Origin of the sequence: Pseudomonas sp. UBA6323 (genome assembly GCF_002439135.1) — a bacterium.
Taxonomy (GTDB): Bacteria; Pseudomonadota; Gammaproteobacteria; order Pseudomonadales; family Pseudomonadaceae; genus Aquipseudomonas.
Map to the genome: position 1 here is coordinate 54,928 of NZ_DJSX01000075.1, position 23,389 is coordinate 78,316.

The window sequence follows — 23,389 nt, forward strand, 5'->3', positions numbered from 1 at the left end:
CGAACAGCCATGAATGCTTCTGCTCCCCGCGCGGTACCCGAGTACGCCCTGCAGGCGATCCGCCGTCTGATCGAGGAGGAAGGCTATCGTCCTGGCGATGCGTTGCCCTCGCAGCGCGACCTGTCCGAGCGCCTGGGTGTCAGCCGTGCCTCGCTGCGCGAGGCGCTTTCATCGCTCAGTGCTCTGGGCCTGGTCAGCGTGCAGGCCGGCAAGGGCGTATTCGTCCAGCAGGCGCCGAAAGTGGAGGGGGCTGGTGGTTTCGTCTGGCCGTTCGCCGCGCAGGTGTCGGCCGCCGACACCTTTCAGTTGCGCTTCGCTCTGGAGGGATTCGCCTGTGGCCTGGCTGCCGGGGTGATGACCGCCGAGGAGTTGGACATTCTCGAAGACAACGTCGAGCAGATGCGCCGTGAGCTGCGTGCGGGCGATTTCGCCCAGGCGACGCGCCTGGACTTCGAGTTCCACCAGCGCATCCTCGCCGCCAGCGGCAACCAGGCGATGTTCGCCCTGGTGACCTCCAGTGCGGACATTTTCCTGGAAAGCCAGAAGCTGCCGTTCATCCGACCGGAGCGGGCGATGGAAACCTGGCAGGAGCACCGCAAGATTCTCAAGGCCCTGGCCCGGCACGCCGCCGGCCCGGCGCAGAAGGCCATGCAGCAGCATATCCGCGCCGCTGCGCTGCGCACCGGCATCGCATTCGCCACACTTGGCGATTGAGGCGTACATTAGCGGCTATTGAAAGGCTCAATCGTCAGCGCCTTTCGGTGTCACTCAAGCCGGGCTATGATGGCGCCACTTTTTTGCTTCCGAATATACGGAGACTCCTCATGAGCGAATTCATCACCAACGTCAGCGACGCCAGCTTCGACCAGGACGTCATCCAGGCTGAGGGTCCGGTTCTGGTCGACTACTGGGCTGAATGGTGCGGCCCGTGCAAGATGATTGCACCGGTGCTCGACGAGATCGCCAAGGAATACCAAGGCAAACTCAAGGTGTGCAAACTCAACATCGACGAGAATCAGGAAACCCCGCCGAAGTACGGCGTACGCGGTATCCCGACCCTGATGCTGTTCAAGAACGGCAATGTCGAAGCGACCAAGGTCGGCGCACTGTCCAAGTCGCAGCTGGCTGCGTTCCTCGACAGCAACATCTGAGTCGAGTCGCACTGGAGAAGCCCCGCTAAATTGCGGGGTTTTTTCATTTTCGGGGCTAGACGCTGTTTTTTCACGGTGTTAAATTCGGCCTCGCTGCATCCTCCATGCAGCTCTCTGCATGCCGTCGCCGATTCATTCCTATACGAACTCGTTCGCGATCCTGTCGCCTTCTCTGCGGCGCGGCTTCTCAAGCTAACAGCTTTCTTCTCCTCTCGATGATCACGTCATTCCTATGAATCTGACCGAACTCAAGCAAAAGCCGATTGCCGAACTGCTGGACATGGCCGAACAGATGGGCCTGGAAAACATGGCCCGTTCGCGCAAGCAGGACATCATCTTCGCCCTGCTGAAAAAGCATGCCAAAAGCGGCGAGGAAATTTCCGGTGACGGCGTGCTGGAGATCCTCCAGGACGGTTTCGGCTTCCTGCGTAGCGCCGACTCCTCCTACCTGGCGGGCCCTGATGACATTTACGTCTCGCCCAGCCAGATCCGCCGTTTCAACCTGCGTACCGGTGACACCATCGTCGGCAAGATCCGTCCGCCGAAGGAAGGCGAGCGTTACTTCGCCCTGCTCAAGGTCGACAGCATCAACTTCGACCGCCCGGAAAACGCCAAGAACAAGATCCTGTTCGAGAACCTCACGCCGCTGTTCCCGAATCAGCGCCTGACCATGGAGGCCGGCAACGGCTCCACCGAGGACATCACCGGCCGTGTGATCGACCTCTGCGCGCCGATCGGCAAGGGCCAGCGCGGCCTGATCGTCGCCCCGCCGAAAGCGGGCAAGACCATCATGCTGCAGAACATCGCCTCGAACATCACGCGTAACAACCCGGAAGTGCACCTGATCGTTCTGCTGATCGACGAGCGCCCGGAAGAAGTGACCGAAATGCAGCGCACCGTGCGCGGCGAAGTGGTCGCCTCCACCTTCGACGAGCCGCCGACCCGCCACGTGCAGGTCGCCGAAATGGTGATCGAGAAGGCCAAGCGCCTGGTCGAGCACAAAAAGGATGTGGTCATCCTGCTCGACTCCATCACCCGTCTGGCACGCGCCTACAACACCGTGATCCCGAGCTCCGGCAAGGTGCTGACCGGTGGTGTTGACGCCCACGCCCTGGAGAAGCCGAAGCGCTTCTTCGGCGCCGCGCGTAACATCGAGGAAGGCGGCAGCCTGACCATCATCGCCACCGCGCTGGTCGACACCGGCTCGAAGATGGACGAGGTGATCTACGAGGAATTCAAGGGCACCGGCAACATGGAGCTGATCCTGGATCGCCGTGTGGCCGAGAAGCGCACCTTCCCGGCGATCAACATCAACAAGTCCGGCACCCGCCGCGAGGAGTTGCTGACTGGTGAGGAAGAGCTGTCGCGCATGTGGATTCTGCGCAAGCTGCTGCACCCGATGGATGAAATCGCGGCGATCGAGTTCCTGATCGACAAGCTGAAAGCGACCAAGACCAACGACGAGTTCTTCCTGTCGATGAAGCGCAAGTAAGACGTTGCGCTGTGCCACAAGGCCGGGGACACCCGTAGTGCTGTTCACTTAAGGTTGTACGCGTTTGGCTCCCCTCTCCCATTTATGGGAGAGGTGTTGGGGGAGAGGGCTGAAAACACCGCATAACGGCCAGTTTTCCCCTCTCCCTAACCCTCTCCCCAAAGGTGCGGGGGGACTGATCGCACTTGACCGTTCTAACGTGAACAGCATTCCGGGGAAACCCGGCCTTGTCGTTTCTGCCGGCTTCAAGCCTTCTGAAAGCCCGACTTCGGCGCTAAACTTTGCGGCCGACTCCTGCCTGTCCGACACGAGGCTCCTGCATGCAGTATCGCGACCTGCGCGACTTCATCCGTGAGCTGGAAAAGCGCGGCGAACTCAAGCGCATCCAGATCCCGATATCGCCCGTTCTGGAAATGACCGAAATCTGCGACCGCACCCTGCGCAAGGGCGGCCCGGCGCTGCTGTTCGAGAAGCCCACCGGTTTCGATGTGCCGGTGCTCGGCAACCTGTTCGGCACGCCCAAGCGCGTGGCGCTGGGTATGGGCGCCGAGGATGTGTCCGAGCTGCGTGAAATCGGCAAGCTGCTGGCCTTTCTCAAGGAGCCGGAGCCGCCCAAGGGCCTCAAGGACGCCTGGAGCAAGCTGCCGATCTTCAAGAAGGTCATTTCCATGGCGCCCAAGGTGGTCAAGGACGCGCCCTGCCATGAAGTGATCGAGGAGGGCGACGACGTCGACCTCGGCAAACTGCCCATCCAGCATTGCTGGCCCGGCGACGTGGCGCCGTTGATCACCTGGGGCCTGACCATCACCAAGGGCCCGAACAAGGAGCGGCAGAACCTTGGCATCTATCGCCAGCAGGTGATCGGCCGCAACAAGGTGATCATGCGCTGGCTCAGCCATCGCGGCGGCGCGCTGGATTACCGCGAGTGGTGCCAGAAGCATCCGGACAAGCCTTACCCGGTGTGCGTCGCACTGGGCGCCGACCCGGCGACCATTCTCGGCGCTGTCACTCCCGTGCCCGATACCCTCTCCGAATACGCCTTCGCCGGTCTGCTGCGCGGTCATCGCACCGAGCTGATCAAGGCGCGTGGCAGCGATCTGCAGGTGCCGGCCAGTGCCGAGATCGTGCTGGAAGGCGTGATCCATCCGGGCGAGACCGCGCCGGAAGGCCCCTACGGCGACCACACCGGCTACTACAACGAGGTCGACACCTTCCCGGTGTTCACCGTCGAGCGCATCACCCGGCGCCGCGATCCGATCTATCACAGCACCTACACCGGCCGCCCGCCAGATGAGCCGGCGATTCTCGGCGTAGCGCTGAACGAAGTGTTCGTGCCGATCCTGCAGAAGCAGTTCCCCGAGATCACCGACTTCTATCTGCCGCCGGAAGGCTGTTCCTACCGCATGGCGGTGGTGACCATGAAGAAGCAGTACCCCGGCCACGCCAAGCGCGTAATGCTCGGTGTGTGGTCGTTCCTGCGACAGTTCATGTACACCAAGTTCGTTATCGTCACCGACGACGATATCAACGCACGGGACTGGAATGACGTGATCTGGGCGATTACCACGCGCATGGACCCCAAGCGCGACACGGTGATGATCGACAACACGCCGATCGACTACCTCGACTTCGCCTCGCCGATCTCCGGCCTGGGTTCGAAGATGGGCCTGGACGCCACCCACAAGTGGCCGGGCGAGACCACGCGCGAGTGGGGCCGCGCCATCGAGAAGGACCCGGCCGTGGTGGCGCGCGTCGACGCGCTGTGGAGCGAGCTGGGAATCGATTGATGAACGTCACCCTGCAACCCTCCGGCATCACCCTTGCCCTGCAGCCGGGCGAGCGCATCCTCGATGGCGCCCGCCGTCTGGGCTACGACTGCCCGCAAAGCTGCCGCAATGGCAATTGCCATATCTGCGCCGCCTTGCTGGTGGAGGGACGGGTGCGGCAGAACGAGGTGGAACTGGATCATGGCGAGCTGTTCACCTGCCTCGCCGAACCGCTGGAAGATTGCGTGCTGCACTGGGATGGCGTGTTGGCGCCGGGTGAACTGCCGGTGCGCGAGCTGAGCTGCCAGGTGATCGAATGCCTGGACGTAGGCGGCGACGTATTCCGCGTGCGCCTGCGTACGCCTGCGGGCAAGGCGCCTCGCTACCATGCCGGGCAGTACCTGCTGCTGCAGCGCCCGGATGGCGAGATGGCGGCCTTTTCCCTGGCCTCGGCGCCGCACGCCGGGCGTGAGCTGGAGCTGCATATCCTCGCCCGCGAGGGCAGCAGCGTCGCCCTGCTGGAGCACCTGCGTGGTGCAGGCATCGCTCGTGTGCAGATGCCTTACGGCGATACCCACCTCGCCGATCTGCCCGATGGTCCGCTGGTGCTGATCGCCGCCGGTACCGGCATGGGTCAAATGCACAGTCTGATCGAACACTGCCGCGCCGCCGGTTTCGCCCACCCGGTACACCTGTACTGGGGTGCACGTCGGCCCGAAGACTTCTATGAACTACCGCATTGGGCCGAGTGGCAGCAGCTGGACAACCTGCACCTGCACCAGGTGGTCAGCGACCAGTGTGGCTGGCAGGGCCGTTGCGGCCTGCTGCACGAAGCGGTGCGCGAAGACTTCCCCAACCTCAAGTCCCTGCACGTCTATGCCAGTGGCTCGCCGTCGATGGTCTACGCCACGCTCGATGCGCTGGTCGAAACCGGGATGGACGCCCACCAGATGCGCGCTGACGTGTTCGCCTACGCGCCGCGAGGCTGAATGAAAAAGCCGCCCTCGGGCGGCTTTTTCATATCGATCCGACGCTTATCCTGTGGCGGGATCGGCCAGCCGCTCGGCAAAGGCTTGCAGCGCTGGTAGCCCCTGCACATCGGCCGCCAGTAGCGGAAGTTGCTGCACCGGCAGATGGTCCAGGGCCTGGCGCAACTCGTCCAGGTAGCGTTCCTCCTGCTCACGGCGCTCGGCCAGAAAGGCACCGGCATCGGCTGGCGAGCGCTTGTTGATCACTAGGCCTGCGACGGTCACCCCGCTGCGCTGCAACTGCCCGTGCAGTTCGATGCTCTCCAGCACCGGCAGGCGCTCGGCCGCCAGCACGATGACGAAGGCGCAGCGTTCGGCATCGCCAAGCACTTCGCGCAACTGGCTGAAACGATGTCGACGGCGATCCAGCAGTCGGCGTACCTGGCTGTCGCGATCATCCGGGGAGTCGCCCGGCTCGCGGCCCAGCAGCGACTCGCCAAAGCCGCGGTCGTCGCCACCCAGGTTGCGCAGCACCGCACCAAAGCCGGCACTGCGCTCACGGCGGCGCATCAGACCTTCGGTCCAGGCTGACATCATCTCCGGCAGCGCCATCAGGCGCGCGGTATGCCCCGAAGGGGCGGTGTCGAAGACCACCAGGTCGTAGTCGTGCAGGCCGCTGTCGACCGTTTCGGCGATGCGCTCCAGCAACGCAGCCTCGTGCATGCCCGGCGCGTCGCGCGACAGGCTCATGTGCTTGTCCACTTCTCCAGCCAGGTGCGCGGGCATCAGCTTGCGCAGCGCGGCGCCCACCTCGTTCAGGTGCTGTTCGACACTGGCCTGCGGGTCCAGCTCCATGCCATCGAGACCGTCGACCAGCGCCACTGGGCGCGGGCCGACTGGTTGGCCCCACAGGTGGCCCAGGTTGTGCGCGGGGTCGGTGGACACCAGCAGCACGCGGCGTCCACTGCGTGCCTGGGCCAGTGCGGTCGCCGCCGATACGGTGGTCTTGCCGACGCCGCCCTTGCCGCCGATGAACAGCACGCGGCGTTTTTCAGCCAGTTCTAGCAGCATCCGATGTGATCCAGTGGTGAGCGCTCCATGCCCATGCGTCGATGCCACTCGTGAAAGCGCTCGTACAGCACCGGCATCAGCTCCAGGGTGTAATAGGCCGCCGGATTGGGTACGCCGAGGGTTTCGCTGAACACCAGCAGCATGAACAGATCGTCCTCGTCGCGCCGGGCACGGGCGAAGGTTCGCCGGTACGGCGCGACGTAGAATTCGCGCAGCCCGGCGGATACCCGTTGCAGCAATGGCGCCTGGCGCTCGCTCACTCGCGCGCCTCGCCTTGCGCGTCAGCCTCGACCGGGTCGCGGCCCTGGCGCATGGCGATGAACGATTCCAGGGTCACCCACAGCGCGGCGATCAGGATCACCACGTCCATGCCCAGCAGCAGCCAGTTTTCGGCGCGGTAGAACTGGCCCATCTGCACCAGCAGGGCGAAGATCGACATCGCCAGCAGGAACACCAGCGGCACCAGGGTGTAGATCGCCGGGCGGCCCTTCTTGATCAGGATCACGGTGATGATCGCCAGAGTCAGGCCGGCCAACAGCTGGTTGGTGGTGCCGAACAGCGGCCAGATGATCATGCCACCGCTGCCATCGGCGCCGGCGCCGAAGGCCAGGGTCATGCACACGCCCACGGCCAGCACGGTACCGACCAGGGTGTTGACCTTGATTCCGGCCAGCTCGCCGGCTTCCTGGATGACGAAGCGCTGCAGGCGCAGGCCGGTATCCATGGTGGTGCCGGCGAACAGGATGGCCATCACCGCCAGGATGGTCGCGCCGAGATCCGCCGGCAGGCCCAGGCCGTTGGCCAGCAGGCTACCGCCGCCGGCCACGAAGGCGTTGACGCCGCCGGTGCCGAATGCGGTGTACACCGCCTGCCAGTCCACCAGGGTGGCGAAGCCGGCGGTGCAGCAGATGATCGCTGCCAGCGACAGCATGCCTTCGCCTACTGCACCGAAGTAGCCAACGAAGCGCGCGTCGGTTTCCTTGTCCAGCTGCTTGGAGGTGGTACCCGAGGCGACCAGACCGTGGAAGCCAGAGATGGCGCCACAGGCGATGGTCACGAACAGCAGCGGCACGATGCTCGGGGTGTTGGCCGGCAGTGCATCGTTGAACGCGGGGGCGACGATTTCCGGTGCGCCGAACAGCACCGCCGTGTACAGCAGGCCGAGGCCGACGAACAGCTGCAGGCCGTTGATGTAGTCGCGCGGCTGCAGCAGCACCCATACCGGCAGCAGCGAGGCGATGGCCGCGTAGGCGAACAGCAGCAGGATCCACACCGACTTGGCCGACAGGCCCAGCACGGTTTCCGGCAGCACCACCGGCACCGCGTTACCCAGCAGGATCAGCGCATAGAGCACTGCCACGCCAATGATCGACGGCCACAGCAGACCGACCTTGTAGCGATAGATCGCCTGGCCGATGAGCAGTGCCACGATGATCGCGCCCCATACCGGGATCACCGAGGTCGGCGTCGACACCAGCAGGTTGGAGATGACCGCAGCGAAGGCGCCATTGACCATCAGCAGCACCAGGAAGATCACTACCAGGAACAGGCTGCGTCCGCGTGCGCCGATCAGCTTCCCGCTGAGCATGCCGATCGACTGGCCGCGATTGCGCGCGCTGGCCCACAGGGCGCCGAAGTCATGTACGCCGGCGAAGAAGATGGTGCCCAGCGTCACCCACAGGAAGGCCGGCACCCAGCCCCAGATCACGGCGATCGCCGGCCCGACGATGGGCGCAGCGCCCGCCACCGAGGTGAAGTGATGGCCCCACAGCACGAAGCGATTGGTCGGCACGTAGTCGACCCCATCGCCCATGGTATGGGCTGGCGTGCGGTAGTTGGGATCGAGGCGGTAGATCCGCTCGGCGATGAACTTCGAGTAGAACAGATAGCCCAGCGACATGGCGCTCAGGCCGACCAGCATCAGCAGGATAGAACTCATCGTTGCGTTCCTTCGACTGCGCCCCGCTTTCGGGCATGCGCGCATGCCAGCCGCGGAATCTGGCCCGCGCGTCAGAGCAGGCAGGGCGTCATTTTTTATCAAGCGGCCCCAGGCCGCACGCACGCTCAACGGCGCAGCCCGAACTTACCGGCACAAGCCGCTGGGGTAAACCCTGAATTGCCCGCCAGGGCGCTGACGGCGCAGCGAAGGACGCTAATGGCATGACCATACCCAAGCGTTTCGTGAACGGTATCGGCTGATGGCGGCTTGGCTCATGGCGCTGCGCATATCCATCGCGCGCCGCTGCAAAGCAGGCCTGCCCGGCGCTCGCTGATGCAAAAGTTGGCACTTTCCGCTGCGCTGCCTGGTCGTAAAAGGTGAGGGAAGGGCAATGTGCCGAAGGCACCGCCAGACGCCAGCTTCACCGCAGCGTCATGCCCTGCATCCGAACGGCAGCCTGAACCGGGTAGCCGTTTCCAGGCGTGCCGCGTCATGTGGTCCGCCATCGACATGCGAGGAGATCGTCATGGGCTTGGGAACCATACTGCTGATCATTCTGATCCTGTTGCTGATCGGTGCCATTCCGGCGTGGCCGCATAGCCGCAGCTGGGGCTACGGGCCTACCGGAGGTCTGGGGCTGGTGCTGGTGATCGTACTGGTACTGCTACTGCTGGGTTACATATAAGCCTGCGCCTGCGTCGGCGACGCAGGCGCTGACCGTCAGCGATCCGTAGTCACTGGCGGCAAGCGTCGGGGCGGCAGCTTTGCAGTTTGTTGCGTTAGCCGCCCCACGTGCTTCAACGAACCTGCACCACCACCTTGCCCACGGCCTTGCGTTGACCAAGGGCATCGATCGCCTCGCCACCACGCTCTAGCGGGAAGGTCTGCGATACCAGAGGCTTGAGTTTGCCTTCGGCATGCCAGGCGAACAGTTGCTGGAAGTTGTCGGCGTTGTCCTGCGGCTGGCGCTGGGCGAACGAGCCCCAGAATACGCCGACCAGGGAGGCGCCCTTGAGCAACGGCAGGTTGGCCGGCAGGGCAGGGATTCCGCCGCCGGCAGCGAACCCCACCACCAGGAAGCGACCATTCCAGGCGATGCTGCGGAAGGCTTCTTCGAACAGCGCGCCACCGACCGGATCGTAAATCACGTCCACGCCCTGGCCACCGGTAAGCTTCTTCACTTCGTCCTTAAGGCTCTGCTCGCTGTAGTTGATCAGCTCGTCGGCGCCGGCATTGCGCGCGACTTCCAGCTTCTCGGCGCTGCTCGCCGCGGCGATCACCTTCGCGCCCATGGCCTTGCCGATTTCCACTGCAGCGAGGCCGACGCCACCGGAGGCGCCGAGCACCAGCAGGGTTTCACCCGGTTGCAGATTAGCGCGCTGTTTTAGGGCGTGCATCGAGGTGCCATAGGTCATGCCAAAGGCCGCCGCCGTGGTCAGGTCCATGCTCTTGGGCACCGGCAGCACATTGTAGGCCGGCGCCGCGACCTCTTCGGCGAAGCCGCCCCAGCCGGTCAGTGCCATGACCCGGTCGCCGGCGCGCAGGTGGCTGACCTTCTCGCCGACGGCCTTGACCACGCCCGCTACCTCACCACCCGGCGAGAAAGGGAAGGGCGGTTTGAACTGGTACTTGCCTTCGATGATCAGCGTGTCGGGGAAGTTGACCCCGGCAGCCTGCACTTCTATCAGCACCTCGTTCTTTTTCAGTTCGGGGCTTGGCAGGTCTTCCAGTACCAGAGTATCGGCGGGGCCGAAGGCTTTGCACAGCAGGGCTTTCATGAAGGTCATTCCTCTTGCAGGGTGCCTTGCAGTGTAGAAAGCGCCCGCCGAGGGTCAACGAGCATGCCGCAGCCTGATAGGCCGGCATAAGCGCCGGGCTTGGGTGCAGGCCTGTGGATGGCTATGCTAGGCACATCCCCGATGGAGTGCCGAACGTGAAACTGTTGACCGCCCTGCTGCTGAGCCTGTCGATCTGTCTGCCTGCCCTGGCCTCTTCGGAGAAGAAGGAAGAGGCGCCGACGACGCTCTATTACAACCTGACGCCAGCCTTGATCGGCAATCTGGCCGACCAGGGCAACCGCCTCAAGTTTTTCAAGGCCGATGTGTCGCTGCGCGTGACCGGTACCGAGGCCGAGGAGAAGCTCAAGCAGCATGAGCCGCTTATCCGTCATCAGATGGTGATGCTGTTCTCGGCGCAGACCAGCGAGACCATCAACGCGCCCGATGGCCGCGAGACCCTGCGTCAGCAGGCACTCAAGCAGGTGCAGGATGCGATCAACGGCGAAGAAGGCAAGCCCATCGTCGAGGATCTGCTGTTCAACAACCTGATCATTCAGTAGCCAGGCGCGGGTTCAGGCCAGGGGCACCAGCCGCTTCGGCACCGATCCGGTGCCGGTAGTCGGCGCAAGCAGCATGTCCCGCATCGCTGTTCAACGCATGGCGAGAATCGCCTTCCATTCGGCTTCGCCAACCGGCATCACCGACAGGCGACTGCCGCGTTGCACCAAGGCCAGGTCGGCCAGCAGCGGGTTGTTCTTCAGGTGCTGCAGCGCCAGCACCTCGTCAAAGGCTTCAACGAACTCCACGTCCAGGGCGCTCCAGGGATTCTTCTCGGCACTGGCCTTGGGGTCGTGATAGTGGCTTTGCGGGTCCAGCGCGGTTGGGTCCGGGTAGACCTCGCCGGCAATGCGCGCGATGCCGGCAATGCCCGGTTGCGGGCAACTGGAATGGTAGAAGAAGAACAGATCGCCCGGTTTCATCGCCCGCATGAAGTTGCGCGCCTGGTAATTGCGCACGCCGTCCCAGCGGGTTTTGCCCAGGCGTTGCAGGTCAAGAATGGACAATTCATCGGGTTCGGACTTCATCAGCCAATGAGGCATGAACTTTGCTCCTGCAGGTCTGTCCGTAAGCGGACGCTCGTTTGAGAGGAAGTCTCCGACGGCCGGTTGGCGTCGGAATTGCACCGCGACTTGCGCTGGCGGAAAATGCCCGGCTAAACGCCTGGCGCCGTCATGTTGCATACAACAATAACGCGCGACCAACGCGCGCATTGCCTTGAAGGGGGAGGCAATAAATGAAACGCAAGCCAGATCTTTTGTGGGTTCTCGTCGTACTGTTCAGCCTGGGCGTGGTTACCACGGGTTACACCCAGAGCCTGTGGGAGCGCCAGAGCGAAGCTTCCATTAATGTAACGCAGCAGCCCTGATTCGCGGACTGCCAGCGTAAGCGCCGCAGGGAAGGCGGCGCCGCATCGCTCGAATCAATACCACGCCCTGTCCGTCACCGTTGCCTGCAAGGGCACGTCCCAACTGGCCATCGCCAGTTCGTCCACTCGCTGACACTCATGCGCCAGGCCCAATAGCGTCGGCATATGCCAATTTTTGCGCCTGTGCAGATAGGCCAGGCTGCGGTCGTAGAAGCCGCCGCCCATACCCAGGCGCCCGCCGCGATCATCGAAGCCCACCAGTGGCAGCAGCACCAGATCCAGCGCCCAGACCTTGCGCTGGCGTTTCGCTTGCGGGCGCGGTTCGAGGATACGGAAGCGGTTGCCCGACAGTTTTTCGTGCCGGGTCACGTGCTGGAACACCATCTTGGTGCGTGGCCAGGCGCTGAGTACCGGCAGGTAGGTGCGTTTGCCACGTTTCTGCGCGGCAGCCAGCAGCGGCCGGGGATCGATTTCGCCGTCATTGGGCAGATACAGGGCGATATGCCGGGCGCGGCGAAACTGCGGGCTCTGCACCAATTGGCGATACAGGTTACGTGCGGCAGTGCGTTGCTGGCTGCGGCTGAGTGCGCGACGGCGCTGGCGCAGCACGCGACGAAGTTGCGGGCGGCTGAGTGGCGCGGACATGGTCATGGGATAAGGATGGAGCGAGACAGGTAGCCGCAGCTACCGGGGAGAATGATGACTTCCCAGCGTGCCGCTGTCGGTTTAGCCCTTGAACCCGAAAGTTCAAGGTGGAGGTTGCAGGAGGCGTTAAGGCTTTCCGTCAGGCGGACATGCACACCGGCCCCAACGTGCAACCCCCGTGGTTGTGCGTATCGGCTCAGGGACATCACCGACTGGCGCACACCCCAGGAAGTTGCGCCCAGTATACCCGAATAGACGGCTTGCGGGGCGGCCTGCGACGAACAGGCGGACATGCCGGAGCTCAGGACGCCGAGTCGTCGGTCAGCGCCTGGTCGACGCGGTCGAGCAGGTCGCGCACCTGCTGGCGGGTGGAACTGGCGTCCTGATCCAGGCGCTGCTGTTTGTGCAGCAGGTCGTGGGTGATGTTCAGCGCGGCCATCACGGCCACGCGGTCGGCACCGATCACCTTGCCGCTGGTGCGGATCTCGCGCATCTTGCCGTCCAGGTAGCGGGCGGCGCTTTCCAGGTTGGCGCGTTCATCCTGCGGGCAGGCGATGCAATATTCTTTGTCCAGAATATGGACGGTTACGGTGTTCGACTGGGTCATGAGTCCTGCTCCAGGGCTTTGAGGCGCGAAATCATCGATTCGACCTTGTGCCGGGCCATTTCGTTCTTTTCGATCAGATGGGCGCGTTCCTCGCGCCAGGCCTGTTCATTCGCCAGCAGGAGTCGGTTGTGAGCCTTCAGCTGCTCGACACGCTGGATCAGCAACTCCAGCTTGGCGGTCAATGCGTGCAGTTCGGCGTCTTCCATGGGCTCTCGCTATGAGGAGGAATGGCTGGACTATATAGGCCTGTCCCGGTTTCGGGTCAAACCCGGCTGGCAGTGGTGTGATGCAGATGACGGCATCACCCCGGCGGCCTCGGATGGTCTTGGCGCGCCTGCCGGTGCTAGGATACGAGGCCTCCATTCTAGAGATTGCGCCGTCTGGCGCCTAGCTATCTATGTCGATTCCAAGCTCTCCCTACGCCGCCTTCGCCGCTTTGTTGAACAGCGCCGGGCATTCCGTTTCCCCAGCCGAACTGCACGGCCTGCTGCTCGGCCGCAGTTGCGCGGGTGCCGGCTTCGACGCCGACGCCTGGCTGGTCGACGCCACTGAGCTGCTCGGCGGCGAGCCGCAGGACAACGTGCGCCAGGCGCTGATCGGTCTGCAGGAAATGGTCAAGGGTGAGCTGTGCAGCGAGGACGTCACCGTGGTCCTGCTGTTGCCGGATGACGAAACCCCGCTGGCGCAGCGCGCAGCCGCTCTGGGGCAGTGGTGTCAGGGCTTTCTCGGCGGCTTCGGCCTGACGGCCCGCGATGGCGCACTGAGCGCCGAGGCCATGGAAGTGTTGCAGGATCTCTCCGCCATCGCCCAGGTGCAGAGCGCCCTGGAAGAATCCGAAGATGGCGAGAGCGATTACATGGAGGTGATGGAGTACCTGCGTGTGGCACCGCTGCTGCTGTTCGCCGAATGCGCCAAGCCCGAGGCGCCTGCCGCCAAACCCTCCCTGCACTGATTTTCCGCCGGAGCCTGCCTTGATCAGCATCCCCAAGTCCGAATATGCCCGTCGGCGCAAGGCGCTGATGGCGCAGATGGAACCCAACAGCATCGCCATCCTGCCAGCGGCGCCGATGTACATCCGCAACCGCGATGTGGAGCACGTCTACCGCCAGGACAGCGACTTCCAGTACCTCACTGGCTTCCCCGAGCCGGAGGCGGTGATGGCGCTGATCCCGGGGCGTGAGCATGGCGAGTACGTGCTGTTCTGCCGCGAGCGTGATCCCGAGCGCGAGCTGTGGGACGGCTTGCGCGCCGGCCAGGACGGTGCGATCAGCAAGTTCGGCGCCGACGATGCGTTCCCCATTGGCGATATCGACGACATTCTCCCCGGGCTGATCGAAGGCCGCGAACGCGTCTACTACGCCATCGGCTTCAATCAGGAGTTCGACCATCGGCTGATGGAGTGGGTCAAGCACATCCGCGCCAAGGCGCGTCAGGGCGCTACGCCGCCGAACGAGTTCGTCGCCCTCGATCATCTGCTGCACGACATGCGTCTTTACAAGTCGGCCGCCGAGGTGAAGGTGATGAAGGAGGCCGCCGAGATTAGTGCGCGCGCCCATGTGCGGGCCATGCAGGCAAGCCGTGCCGGTCTGTACGAATACCATCTGGAAGCCGAGCTGGATTACGAATTCCGCAAGGGCGGGGCGAAGATGCCGGCCTACGGCAGCATCGTCGCCGCCGGCAGGAACGCCTGCATCCTGCACTACCGCGAGAACGATGCGCCGCTCAAGGACGGCGATCTGGTACTGATCGACGCTGGCTGCGAGATCGACTGCTACGCCAGCGACATCACCCGCACCTTCCCGGTCAGCGGCAAGTTCTCCCCCGAACAGAAGGCGATCTACGAGCTGGTGCTGGCCTCGCAGGAGGCGGCCTTCAAGGAGATCGCTCCGGGCAAACACTGGAACGAAGCCCACGAGGCCACCGTGCGCGTGATCACCGCCGGGCTGGTGGAGCTGGGGCTGCTAAGCGGCGATGTCGACGAGCTGATCGCCAGTGAGGCCTACAAACCCTTCTATATGCACCGCGCCGGCCACTGGCTGGGCATGGATGTGCACGATGTCGGCGACTACAAGGTCGGCGGTGAATGGCGCGTGCTGGAGCCGGGCATGGCGATGACCGTCGAGCCGGGCATCTATATCGCCGCCGACAACGACAAGGTCGCCAAGAAATGGCGCGGCATCGGCGTGCGCATCGAGGATGACGTGGTGGTGACCAAGAAGGGCTGCGAGATTCTCACCGGCGGCGTGCCCAAGACCGTCGCCGAGATCGAGGCACTGATGGCTGCCGCGCGCACCGAGGCGGCCTGAGCCCATGTCCCGTGTGAACCTGGCGATCATCGGTGGTGGTCTGGTAGGTGCCAGCCTGGCGCTGGCCCTGCAGGACACTGCGCGTCAGCGCGGCTGGCGCATCGCCCTGATCGAGCCCTTCGCCCCGGGCAGCGAATACCAGCCCAGCTATGATGCCCGCTCCACCGCGCTGTCCTACGGCAGCCGGCTGATCTACGAGCGCCTCGGCCTGTGGCAGAGCATCGCTCAGCGGGCCGAGCCGATTCAGCAGATTCATGTATCCGACCGCGGCCGCTTCGGCGCCACGCGTCTGCAGGCCATCGAGGAAGGCGTCCCGGCGCTCGGCTACGTGGTGGAGAATGCCTGGATCGGCCATTGCCTGTGGCAGGCGCTGGATCAGGATGTGATCGAATGGCGTTGCCCGGCCGAAGTGGTCAGCATGCAGCGTCTCGATGACGGTTACCGCCTGACCCTGAACGATGAAGCCTGCCTTGACTGCGATCTGGCGATTCTTGCCGATGGCGGGCGTTCCGGCTTGCGTGAGCAGCTCGGTATCGGCGTTAGCATCAAGCCCTACGGGCAGAGTGCGCTGATCGCCAACGTCAGCCCGCTGGAGGCGCATCGCGGTCAGGCTTTCGAGCGCTTCACCGATGACGGCCCGATGGCCATGCTGCCGTTGGAAGGCAATCGTTGCGCATTGGTCTGGACGCGTACCAACGCCGATGCCGAGCGCTTGCTGCGGGTCAACGAAACAGACTTTCTCTGGGCGTTGCAGCAGGCCTTCGGTTACCGACTGGGCGCCTTGCAGCAGGTCGGCGCGCGGCATCTTTATCCGCTCAATCTGGTCGAGGCGCAGGAGCAGGTGCGGGCGCATCTGGTGGTGCTGGGCAATGCCGCGCACAGCCTGCACCCCATCGCCGGCCAGGGTTACAACCTGTCGCTGCGCGACACCCTGGCGCTGGCCGAGGTGCTGATCGGCAGCGATGCCGCGCTCGGCGATTTCGCCACGCTGCAGCGCTACCGGCAGCGCCAGCAGCTCGATCAGCAAATGACCGTCGGCTTTTCCGACCAGGTGACGCGTCTGTTCAGCAACGCGCAACCACTGCTGACCACAGGTCGCAACCTCGGTTTGCTGGGCCTAGACCTGCTGCCCCCGGCCAAGCGCTGGTTCGCCCGCCAGGCCATGGGCATGGGAACCCGCAGCCTGTGACAGCCAGGTGGCAGTGGTTCGTGAGCATGGTCGCCCTTATCGAGAACAAGGCAACCGAATGATTCAGTGGTGAACCAATTACTGTGGGGGCGGACTTGTCCGCGAGTTTTTATCTGGAAACGTTCGCGGACAAGTCCGCTCCCACCTATGTTTGCGAAGAGGCAGCGCGTCGTCTGGACTGCGGGGCCGCTCCTACAGCGAAACACTAAGGAATGGATATGCGCGCGGATCTGATCATCGTCGGTGCCGGTATGGTCGGCAGCACCCTGGCCCTGGCGCTCGAGCACAGCGGCCTGGACATCCTGATCGTCGATGGCAGCCCACTCAGCGTTTCGCCGTTCGCTGCGCAGGCGCCGTTCGAGCCGCGCGTCAGTGCGCTGTCGATGGCCAGCCAGCGCATCCTCGAACGCCTGGGCGCCTGGCCAAGCATCGCCGCACGGCGTGCCTGCCCCTATGGCGAGATGCGCGTGTGGGACGGCTCCGGTACCGGCAGCATCCACTTCTCTGCCGCCAGCGTGCATGCCGAGACGCTCGGGCATATCGTCGAGAATCGGGTGGTGCAGGACGCTCTGCTCGAACGCCTGCATGAAAGCCAGATCGGCCTGCTGCCCGGCGCACGCCTGGAGCAGTTGCGCCGCAGTGGTGACGACTGGCTGCTGACCCTCACCGATGGTCGCCAGTTGCGCGCGCCATTGCTGGTGGCCGCAGATGGCGCCAATTCCGCAGTGCGCCGTCTGGCCGGCTGCGCCACCCGTGAATGGGATTATCTGCATCACGCCATCGTCACCAGCGTGCGTTGCGAGCGCCCGCACCAGGCCACCGCCTGGCAGCGCTTCACCGACGATGGCCCGCTGGCCTTCCTGCCGCTGGCGGGGCCAGCCGGTGAGCACTGGTGCTCGATCGTCTGGTCCACCGTGCCGGACGAGGCCGAGCGCCTGATGGCGCTGGAAGATGAAACCTTCTGCGCCGAGCTGAGCAAGGCCTTCGAGCATCGCCTCGGCAAGGTGCTGCACGCCGACCGCCGGCTGTGCATCCCGCTGCGCCAGCGTCATGCCAAACGATATGTGGAACCGGGGCTGGCGCTGATCGGCGATGCTGCGCACACCATCCATCCGCTGGCGGGGCAGGGCGTCAACCTGGGCTTGCTCGATGCCGCGGTGCTCGCCGAGGTGTTGCTGCACGCTGCCGAGCGCGGCGAGAGCCTGAGCGAGGAGCGAGTGCTGAGCCGTTTCGAGCGTCGGCGCATGCCGCACAATCTGGCGATGATGGCGGCGATGGAAGGCTTCCAGCGTCTGTTCCAGGCCGACCCGCTGCCGTTGCGCCTGCTGCGCAACGTTGGCCTCGATCTGGTCGACGGCCAGGCCGAAGCCAAGGCGCTGTTCGTGCGCCAGGCGCTCGGGCTATCGGGCGACCTGCCGGAGTTGGCGCGGGCCTGAGGCGTTAGCGGGAATGGGGCGCTGCTGGCCATGGCTCCATTTGGTCAGCGATATGACTGCCCGAATTTCCCGCCATGGCCATTCGCGGAAAAGTCCGCTCCCACGGTTCAGCGTTGCCTAGTCGCAGAGCGCTCCGTGTGGGAGCGGACTTGTCCGCGATCTTTTTGCTGTCGATACCTGCAACGCACGGCAAGCTGAGCGTCCCTACTCCACGATCGATTTTCTAGCTATAACGCCATCCTGGTTCGGTAGTATGAACGGGAGCGCAAGCAAGCACTGATTGCAGAGCGGTCCGTATCGTCACTTGCAGGGACCGCCATGTCTGTAGAGAATGCGACAAATTATCATTTGCCTCGTTCGGCCTACGACATGACCGCTCCGGATTCTCGCGCCCTGCATCTTCTCTACACCGAGCACAACAGCTGGTTGCAGGGCTGGTTGCGCAGCAGGCTCGGTAACTCCAGCGATGCTGCTGACCTGGCGCAGGACACCTTCATGCGTGTGTTGGTGGCGCGCAACGTGGCAGCCGTTAGAGAACCGCGCTCCTACCTCAGCTCCATCGCCCGTGCGCTGCTGATCGACCGCTTCCGCCGTCGCGCGGTTGAGGATGCCTACCTGGCTGTACTGGCAGCGCGTCCCGAGCCGCTGGATATTTCCCCGGAAACTCGCCTGAGCATCCTCGAAACACTGACCGCCATCGACAGTCTGCTCGATGGGCTGGGCGAGCGTACTCGGCGTATTTTCCTCGCCGTGCAGCTGGAGGGGCTGAGCTATGTTGCGGTCAGTGAGCGCCTGGGGGTTTCGGTGACGACAGTGAAGAATCACCTGATACGCGCCATGACCCACTGCCTGCTGTTGGTCGAAGATTGAGTGTGCTCGACCGCCAGGTGCTAGAAGCCGCTGCCACCTGGTATGTACAGCTTAACGGTGCCCCACCCAGTGAGGCCGAATGTCAGGCCTGGCGCACCTGGGTCGAGCAGCATCCCGCACACGCCGTGGCTTGGGCGCGGGTAGAGAAACTGCAGCAGCAACTGGGCAGCGTGCCGCAGGACGTTGCCCTGCCGACTCTGGCCGGCGTGCGTGCCCGCCGCCGCGCTGTGCTCAAGACACTGACGATACTGCTTGCTGCTGGCGGCCTGGGAATCGCCGCTCGCGAGCCTGCGCAGGGTTGGATGGCCGAGCACCGTACCGCAAAAGGGGAGCGTCGGACGTTACGCCTGGTCGATGGCAGTCGACTGGACCTGAACACCGACAGCGCGGTGGATCTGGCCTTTGGCAGCGAGCTGCGCGAAGTGCTGCTGCGCCACGGTGAAATCCTCGTCGAAACGGCGCCTGACCCGGCTCGGCGGCCGTTTATCGTCCATCTGCCGCAAGGCAGCGTGCGTGCGCTGGGTACACGCTTCAGCGTGCGCAGTGACGATGGCCGGGCGCGGGTAGCGGTGTTCGAACATGCGGTGGAGGTGCGCCCGCAGCACTGGCAGGGCGTGCCGCGTCGCCTGGAAGCCGGGCAGACGCTGAGCTTTGACGCGCAAGACATGGGCGCGCCGCAGCTGTTGGCAGCGGGTGAGGGCGCCTGGCGTCAGGGCATGCTCAGCGTGGTCAATGAGCGTCTGGCGGATGTCGTCGCCGAGCTGGCGCGTTATCGGCTTGGCCATCTGCAATGCGCGGCGGAAGTGGCCGACATGCGCCTGTCCGGCGCGTTCTCCGTCGACGATACCGAGCTGGCGCTGGAGAACCTCAGCGCCTCGCTGCCAGTGCGCGTGCGTTACCTGACTCGTTACTGGGCACGTGTTGAACCCGTTTGACTGTTCATATCCTGTGGGAGGGGCTTTAGCCGCGACTGGCGAGTAACAGCTCGCCGCTAAAGCGCCTCCTACAAAATGCGACGAACGATAAAATTTTCACTTATGGGTTGCCGATTTTCATTCTCATCCGGCCAAGCAGGTGAAGTGGCGTTTCCAGCCGCATGTCTGCCCCGCCAACGATAAGGAAAACCGCATGCCCCGATTCACTCCCGCCGCCCGGCCGCTGCTGCGCGCCGTGCAACTGGCCCTGTTCGGTCTGCCCCTGGCGCCGCTCGTTCTGCTGTCCGCTCCGGCTTATGCGCAGGAGCAGGGTGCTTTCGAATACAACATCGCTGCCGGCCCGCTCGACGCCGCGCTAAGCCAGTTCGCTACGGCAGCCGGGGTGACGCTGTCGTTCGCCAGCACGCAGGTCAGCGGCTTGCAATCGCCGGGCTTGCAGGGGCGTTATGATGTCGAGGAGGGATTGGTCTATCTGCTCGCCGGTAGTGGCTTGCAAGCGCAGCGCCAGGCCAATGGTGGCTATGTGTTGGTGAGTGCGGTGCCTGCCGGAGCTGTGGAACTGACGCTGATGACCATTTCCGGCAAGGCGCCTGGCTCGACTACCGAGGGCACCGGCTCCTATACCACCGAGTCCTCCAGTAGCTCGACGCGCCTCAATCTATCGCTCAAGGAGACGCCGCAATCCGTCACCGTGCTGACTCGCCAGCGCATGGAAGATCAGAAACTCGACAACATCACCGATGCGCTGGACGCTACCACGGGAATCACGGTGATCCGCGAAAGCCTGGGGGCTGACAGCACCGTTTATCTGTCGCGCGGCTTTCCGGTTAACAACTTCGAGATCGATGGCGTACCGACCTCGTCGCGTATGGATAACTACACCCAGAATACGGCGATGTACGACCGCGTAGAGATCGTGCGCGGCGCCACTGGCCTGATCAGTGGCCTGGGCAATCCTTCGGCGACCATCAATCTGATTCGCAAGCGACCCTCCATCGAGCCTCGGGCACAGCTTTCGACCGAGGCTGGCAGTTGGGATCGTTACGGTCTGGGCGTGGACGTTGGTGGTGCGCTGAATGAAAACGGCACGGTACGGGCGCGTGTGGTGCTCGACCACAAGGACCAGCATGCCTGGCTGGATCGCTTCAGCCAGGAGGTGACCACTGGCTATGGGATAAGCGAGTTCGACCTGTCGGATGCGACGCTGCTGACGCTGGGCTTCAGCCATCAGGTCACTCATAGCACGGCGCCGATGCGTACCGGTTTTCCGTTGTTCACCACCGACGGTGGGCTTACGGACATCAAGCGCTCTTTTAATACGGCACCAGATTGGAGCTACTACGACCGCCAGCAGAGCACGCTCTTTACGTCGATCGAGCAACACTTCGGCGTCAACTGGAGCGGCAAGCTGGAATACAGCTTCATGCGTAACGACTACGACACTGTGGTCACCTACATGGACGGTGAGATCGATGCAGCGACCGGTGAAGGCGCTTACATCATGCCGACGCGCTGGCAGGCCAAGCCCGAGCAGCACAACCTCGACGGTTATCTGACAGGTTCCTTCTCGCTATTCGGGCGCGAGCACGAGCTGATCAGCGGCGTCACGCTGTCGCGTCTCAAGGAGCGCGGCACGCCGAACTACGGCGGCTGGCAGACCTCCTGGGCAGGCTTCAGTGGCGATATCGACAATATCTACGCCTGGGACGGCAATATCCCCAAGCCGACTTTCACCAAGCGCGGCGATAGCGACCTGACCGAAACCCAGAACGCGGCTTGTCTGGCGTCCCGCTGGCGATTGAGCGATCGCGCCAGCCTGATTCTCGGCTCTCGTGTGGTGGATTGGCAGCGTGACAGCGAGAGTCGGATCTACGGCGGGGCGACTACCAAAACCCGTCGTACCGAGACTGGCATCGTCATTCCCTACGCCGGCTTCGTCTATGACCTCAACGACGTATGGACGGCATATGCCAGCTATACGCAGATCTTCAACCCGCAATCGGCCTCGGTGCGTGATGTCAACGGCTCGCCGCTCGATCCGCTGGAAGGCACCGGCTATGAACTGGGTTTGAAGGCCGGTTTCTACGACGGGCGCCTCAATACCAGCCTGGCGCTATTCAAGGTCGAGCAGGACAACCTGGCAGTTGCCGACGGTAACCGACTGCAGCCCAATGGTTTCCAGGCCTACCGGCTGGAAAGCGGCACTACCAGCGAAGGTGTGGAACTGGAAATCAATGGTGAAGTCAGCGAGGGCTGGCAGCTCACCGGAGGCTATTCCTACAGCGTCAGCCGCAACTCCGATGATCGCCGCATCGTTACCGAGATTCCGCGTAACAGCGTGAAGATCTTCACCACCTATCGTCTGTCCGGGGCTCTGGACAAGCTCACTGTCGGTGGTGGGGTGAACTGGCAGAGCCAGGTCGGTTACGACCTCAGCTATGCCACCACGCAAAGCAGTTATGCACTGGTTGGCTTGATGGCGCGCTATCAGCTCACGCCCGAGCTATCGGCCGCGGTGAACGTCAACAACCTGTTCGACAAGGAGTACTACACCACCACAGCGGCAGGGCTGTACGGTGCTCCGCGCAATTTCATGACCTCTCTTAAATACAGCTTCTGAAGCGTGTCGTGAGTTGGCGTCTTTCACCGGGCGCTGGCTCGCAGCAGTTGTTTCAGCTTCTGAAACAACTGCTGACTTTTATGGCTGCTTTTACATTGAGAAGGCAAATAGCATTCACTAGTATTCAGCCACTTTGCTTACCCACAAGAGGCTGGTCCCATGAAGGCTCGCAACGCGCTGCTCGCTGCATTCACCCTCAGTACCCTGGCAACTGCCGTCCAGGCCGCCGACGAGGTGGTGGTCTACTCGTCGCGCATCGATGAACTGATCAAGCCGGTGTTCGATGCCTACACCGCCAAGACCGGCGTGCAGGTCAAGTTCATCACCGACAAGGAAGCGCCGCTGATGCAGCGGATCAAGGCCGAGGGCGAGAACGCCGTAGCCGACATGCTGATCACCGTCGATGCCGGCAACCTCTGGCAGGCCGAGCAGATGGGCATCCTGCAGCCGACCCAGTCCGATGTGATCAAGGCCAACATCCCCGCCCAGTATCGCTCCAGCACCGACAGCTGGACCGGCCTGTCGCTGCGTGCGCGGACCATCTTCTACTCCACCGAGCGCGTCAAGCCGGAAGAACTGTCCACCTACGAGGCGCTGGCCGACAAGAACTGGGAAGGCCGTCTGTGCCTGCGCACCAGCAAGAAGGTCTACAACCAGTCGCTGACCGCCACCCTGATCGAAACCCACGGCGCCGAGAAGACCGAGGAACTCATCAAGGGCTGGGTCAACAACCTGGCCACCGACGTGTTCCCGGACGACACCGCGCTGCTGCAGGCCATTGATGCCGGACAGTGCGACGTGGGCATCACCAACACCTACTACTACGGCCGCCTGCACAAGCAGCAGCCGGATCTGAAGGTCAAGCCCTTCTGGCCGAACCAGAACGACCGTGGCGTGCACGTCAACCTGGCCGGTGCCGGTGTGACCAAGCATGCACCGCACGCCGAGCAGGCCAAGAAGCTGCTGGAGTGGATGACCACCCCGGAAGCGCAAAGCATCTTCGCTGGCGTCAACCAGGAGTTCCCGGCCAACCCGGCGGTCGCTCCGTCTGACGAAGTGGCCGCCTGGGGTACCTTCAAGGCTGACTCCATCGCCACCGAAGTGGCCGGCAAGCGCCAGGCCGAGGCCACCATGCTGATGGATCGCGCCGGCTGGCAGTAAGACCGTAACGATCAAGCTCGCGAGATCGT

At 63.6% G+C, this 23,389-nt stretch carries 24 protein-coding genes and 1 other RNA gene; 16 read left to right on the plus strand and 9 right to left on the minus strand.

Features of this window, described 5'->3' with window-relative positions:
• The first annotated feature begins 9 nt into the window (after positions 1-9).
• The 5 genes from B3P22_RS17965 to B3P22_RS17985 all read left to right on the plus strand — a co-directional run bounded on the left by B3P22_RS17965 (position 10) and on the right by B3P22_RS17985 (position 5,398).
• Complete coding sequence (locus B3P22_RS17965; protein WP_197859038.1) at positions 10-714, plus strand: FadR/GntR family transcriptional regulator; 705 nt, start codon at positions 10-12, stop codon at positions 712-714.
• Positions 715-824: 110 nt separating this feature from the next.
• Positions 825-1,151, plus strand: coding sequence for a thioredoxin TrxA (trxA, locus tag B3P22_RS17970; RefSeq protein WP_037052882.1), 327 nt, complete (start codon positions 825-827; stop codon positions 1,149-1,151).
• Between the two features lie 232 nt (positions 1,152-1,383).
• Positions 1,384-2,643, plus strand: a complete 1,260-nt coding sequence (gene rho / locus B3P22_RS17975) for a transcription termination factor Rho (RefSeq protein WP_296271925.1) — start codon at positions 1,384-1,386, stop codon at positions 2,641-2,643.
• A gap of 320 nt (positions 2,644-2,963) precedes the next feature.
• Entirely contained in the window at positions 2,964-4,430 is a 1,467-nt protein-coding gene (gene ubiD, locus B3P22_RS17980) for a 4-hydroxy-3-polyprenylbenzoate decarboxylase (RefSeq protein ID WP_296271926.1), read from the plus strand.
• The gene (locus B3P22_RS17985; protein ID WP_296271927.1) at positions 4,430-5,398 is read left to right on the plus strand and encodes a CDP-6-deoxy-delta-3,4-glucoseen reductase; all 969 of its coding nucleotides are present in this window, start codon (positions 4,430-4,432) and stop codon (positions 5,396-5,398) included. Before ubiD ends, B3P22_RS17985 begins: the two co-directional genes overlap by 1 nt.
• Before the next feature lie 45 nt (positions 5,399-5,443).
• Here B3P22_RS17985 and B3P22_RS17990 read toward each other — a convergent pair whose 3' ends face one another.
• From B3P22_RS17990 to B3P22_RS18000, 3 genes are read right to left on the minus strand one after another with little or no spacing between them, the layout of a single operon-like run.
• On the minus strand, positions 5,444-6,448 hold the full coding sequence (locus tag B3P22_RS17990) for an ArsA family ATPase (protein WP_296271928.1): 1,005 nt from the start codon (positions 6,446-6,448) through the stop codon (positions 5,444-5,446).
• Entirely contained in the window at positions 6,439-6,708 is a 270-nt protein-coding gene (locus B3P22_RS17995) for a cory-CC-star protein (protein WP_275545644.1), read from the minus strand. Before B3P22_RS17995 ends, B3P22_RS17990 begins: the two co-directional genes overlap by 10 nt.
• Complete coding sequence (locus tag B3P22_RS18000) at positions 6,705-8,387, minus strand: carbon starvation CstA family protein (protein ID WP_275545643.1); 1,683 nt, start codon at positions 8,385-8,387, stop codon at positions 6,705-6,707. The genes B3P22_RS17995 and B3P22_RS18000 overlap by 4 nt, the downstream gene beginning before the upstream one ends.
• Before the next feature lie 526 nt (positions 8,388-8,913).
• Between B3P22_RS18000 and B3P22_RS18005 the strand changes: the two genes are divergently transcribed.
• Complete coding sequence (locus tag B3P22_RS18005; RefSeq protein ID WP_161865703.1) at positions 8,914-9,072, plus strand: DUF3309 family protein; 159 nt, start codon at positions 8,914-8,916, stop codon at positions 9,070-9,072.
• 112 nt (positions 9,073-9,184) lie between these two features.
• Here B3P22_RS18005 and B3P22_RS18010 read toward each other — a convergent pair whose 3' ends face one another.
• Complete coding sequence (locus tag B3P22_RS18010) at positions 9,185-10,165, minus strand: NADPH:quinone oxidoreductase family protein (RefSeq protein WP_296271929.1); 981 nt, start codon at positions 10,163-10,165, stop codon at positions 9,185-9,187.
• A 155-nt stretch (positions 10,166-10,320) separates the two neighbouring features.
• On the opposite strand from B3P22_RS18010, the gene B3P22_RS18015 reads away from it, so the two are divergent.
• Entirely contained in the window at positions 10,321-10,725 is a 405-nt protein-coding gene (locus tag B3P22_RS18015) for a flagellar basal body-associated protein FliL (RefSeq protein ID WP_197859045.1), read from the plus strand.
• A gap of 90 nt (positions 10,726-10,815) precedes the next feature.
• Here B3P22_RS18015 and B3P22_RS18020 read toward each other — a convergent pair whose 3' ends face one another.
• Positions 10,816-11,265 (minus strand): EVE domain-containing protein, encoded by a 450-nt coding sequence (locus B3P22_RS18020; RefSeq protein ID WP_197859046.1) that lies wholly within the window; start codon positions 11,263-11,265, stop codon positions 10,816-10,818.
• 194 nt (positions 11,266-11,459) lie between these two features.
• Between B3P22_RS18020 and B3P22_RS18025 the strand changes: the two genes are divergently transcribed.
• Positions 11,460-11,591, plus strand: coding sequence for a hypothetical protein (locus B3P22_RS18025; protein WP_269476145.1), 132 nt, complete (start codon positions 11,460-11,462; stop codon positions 11,589-11,591).
• A gap of 54 nt (positions 11,592-11,645) precedes the next feature.
• Here the strand turns inward: B3P22_RS18025 and B3P22_RS18030 are convergent, their stop codons facing one another.
• The 4 genes from B3P22_RS18030 to B3P22_RS18045 all read right to left on the minus strand — a co-directional run bounded on the left by B3P22_RS18030 (position 11,646) and on the right by B3P22_RS18045 (position 13,049).
• Positions 11,646-12,242 (minus strand): 5-formyltetrahydrofolate cyclo-ligase, encoded by a 597-nt coding sequence (locus B3P22_RS18030; RefSeq protein WP_197859047.1) that lies wholly within the window; start codon positions 12,240-12,242, stop codon positions 11,646-11,648.
• Positions 12,243-12,291: 49 nt separating this feature from the next.
• A non-coding RNA gene (gene ssrS, locus B3P22_RS18035) (6S RNA) lies at positions 12,292-12,470 on the minus strand.
• 67 nt (positions 12,471-12,537) lie between these two features.
• Positions 12,538-12,843: a cell division protein ZapA gene (locus B3P22_RS18040; protein WP_197859048.1), complete on the minus strand. Its 306-nt coding sequence runs from the start codon at positions 12,841-12,843 to the stop codon at positions 12,538-12,540.
• On the minus strand, positions 12,840-13,049 hold the full coding sequence (locus tag B3P22_RS18045; protein WP_197859049.1) for a TIGR02449 family protein: 210 nt from the start codon (positions 13,047-13,049) through the stop codon (positions 12,840-12,842). Before B3P22_RS18045 ends, B3P22_RS18040 begins: the two co-directional genes overlap by 4 nt.
• Before the next feature lie 191 nt (positions 13,050-13,240).
• On the opposite strand from B3P22_RS18045, the gene B3P22_RS18050 reads away from it, so the two are divergent.
• The 8 genes from B3P22_RS18050 to B3P22_RS18085 all read left to right on the plus strand — a co-directional run bounded on the left by B3P22_RS18050 (position 13,241) and on the right by B3P22_RS18085 (position 23,360).
• Positions 13,241-13,795, plus strand: a complete 555-nt coding sequence (locus tag B3P22_RS18050) for a YecA family protein (protein WP_197859050.1) — start codon at positions 13,241-13,243, stop codon at positions 13,793-13,795.
• A 19-nt stretch (positions 13,796-13,814) separates the two neighbouring features.
• Complete coding sequence (pepP, locus tag B3P22_RS18055) at positions 13,815-15,149, plus strand: Xaa-Pro aminopeptidase (RefSeq protein ID WP_275545638.1); 1,335 nt, start codon at positions 13,815-13,817, stop codon at positions 15,147-15,149.
• Between the two features lie 4 nt (positions 15,150-15,153).
• Entirely contained in the window at positions 15,154-16,338 is a 1,185-nt protein-coding gene (ubiH, locus tag B3P22_RS18060) for a 2-octaprenyl-6-methoxyphenyl hydroxylase (protein ID WP_296271930.1), read from the plus strand.
• Between the two features lie 218 nt (positions 16,339-16,556).
• Entirely contained in the window at positions 16,557-17,774 is a 1,218-nt protein-coding gene (locus B3P22_RS18065) for a 2-octaprenyl-3-methyl-6-methoxy-1,4-benzoquinol hydroxylase (RefSeq protein ID WP_296271931.1), read from the plus strand.
• A gap of 369 nt (positions 17,775-18,143) precedes the next feature.
• A complete protein-coding gene (locus B3P22_RS18070) occupies positions 18,144-18,644 on the plus strand; it encodes a sigma-70 family RNA polymerase sigma factor (RefSeq protein ID WP_296271932.1) in 501 nt (166 codons plus the stop codon).
• 2 nt (positions 18,645-18,646) lie between these two features.
• Positions 18,647-19,579 (plus strand): FecR domain-containing protein, encoded by a 933-nt coding sequence (locus B3P22_RS18075; RefSeq protein ID WP_296271933.1) that lies wholly within the window; start codon positions 18,647-18,649, stop codon positions 19,577-19,579.
• Between the two features lie 193 nt (positions 19,580-19,772).
• Entirely contained in the window at positions 19,773-22,199 is a 2,427-nt protein-coding gene (locus B3P22_RS18080; RefSeq protein ID WP_296271934.1) for a TonB-dependent receptor, read from the plus strand.
• A 159-nt stretch (positions 22,200-22,358) separates the two neighbouring features.
• Positions 22,359-23,360, plus strand: a complete 1,002-nt coding sequence (locus B3P22_RS18085; RefSeq protein ID WP_296271935.1) for an extracellular solute-binding protein — start codon at positions 22,359-22,361, stop codon at positions 23,358-23,360.
• The last annotated feature ends 29 nt before the right edge of the window (positions 23,361-23,389 follow it).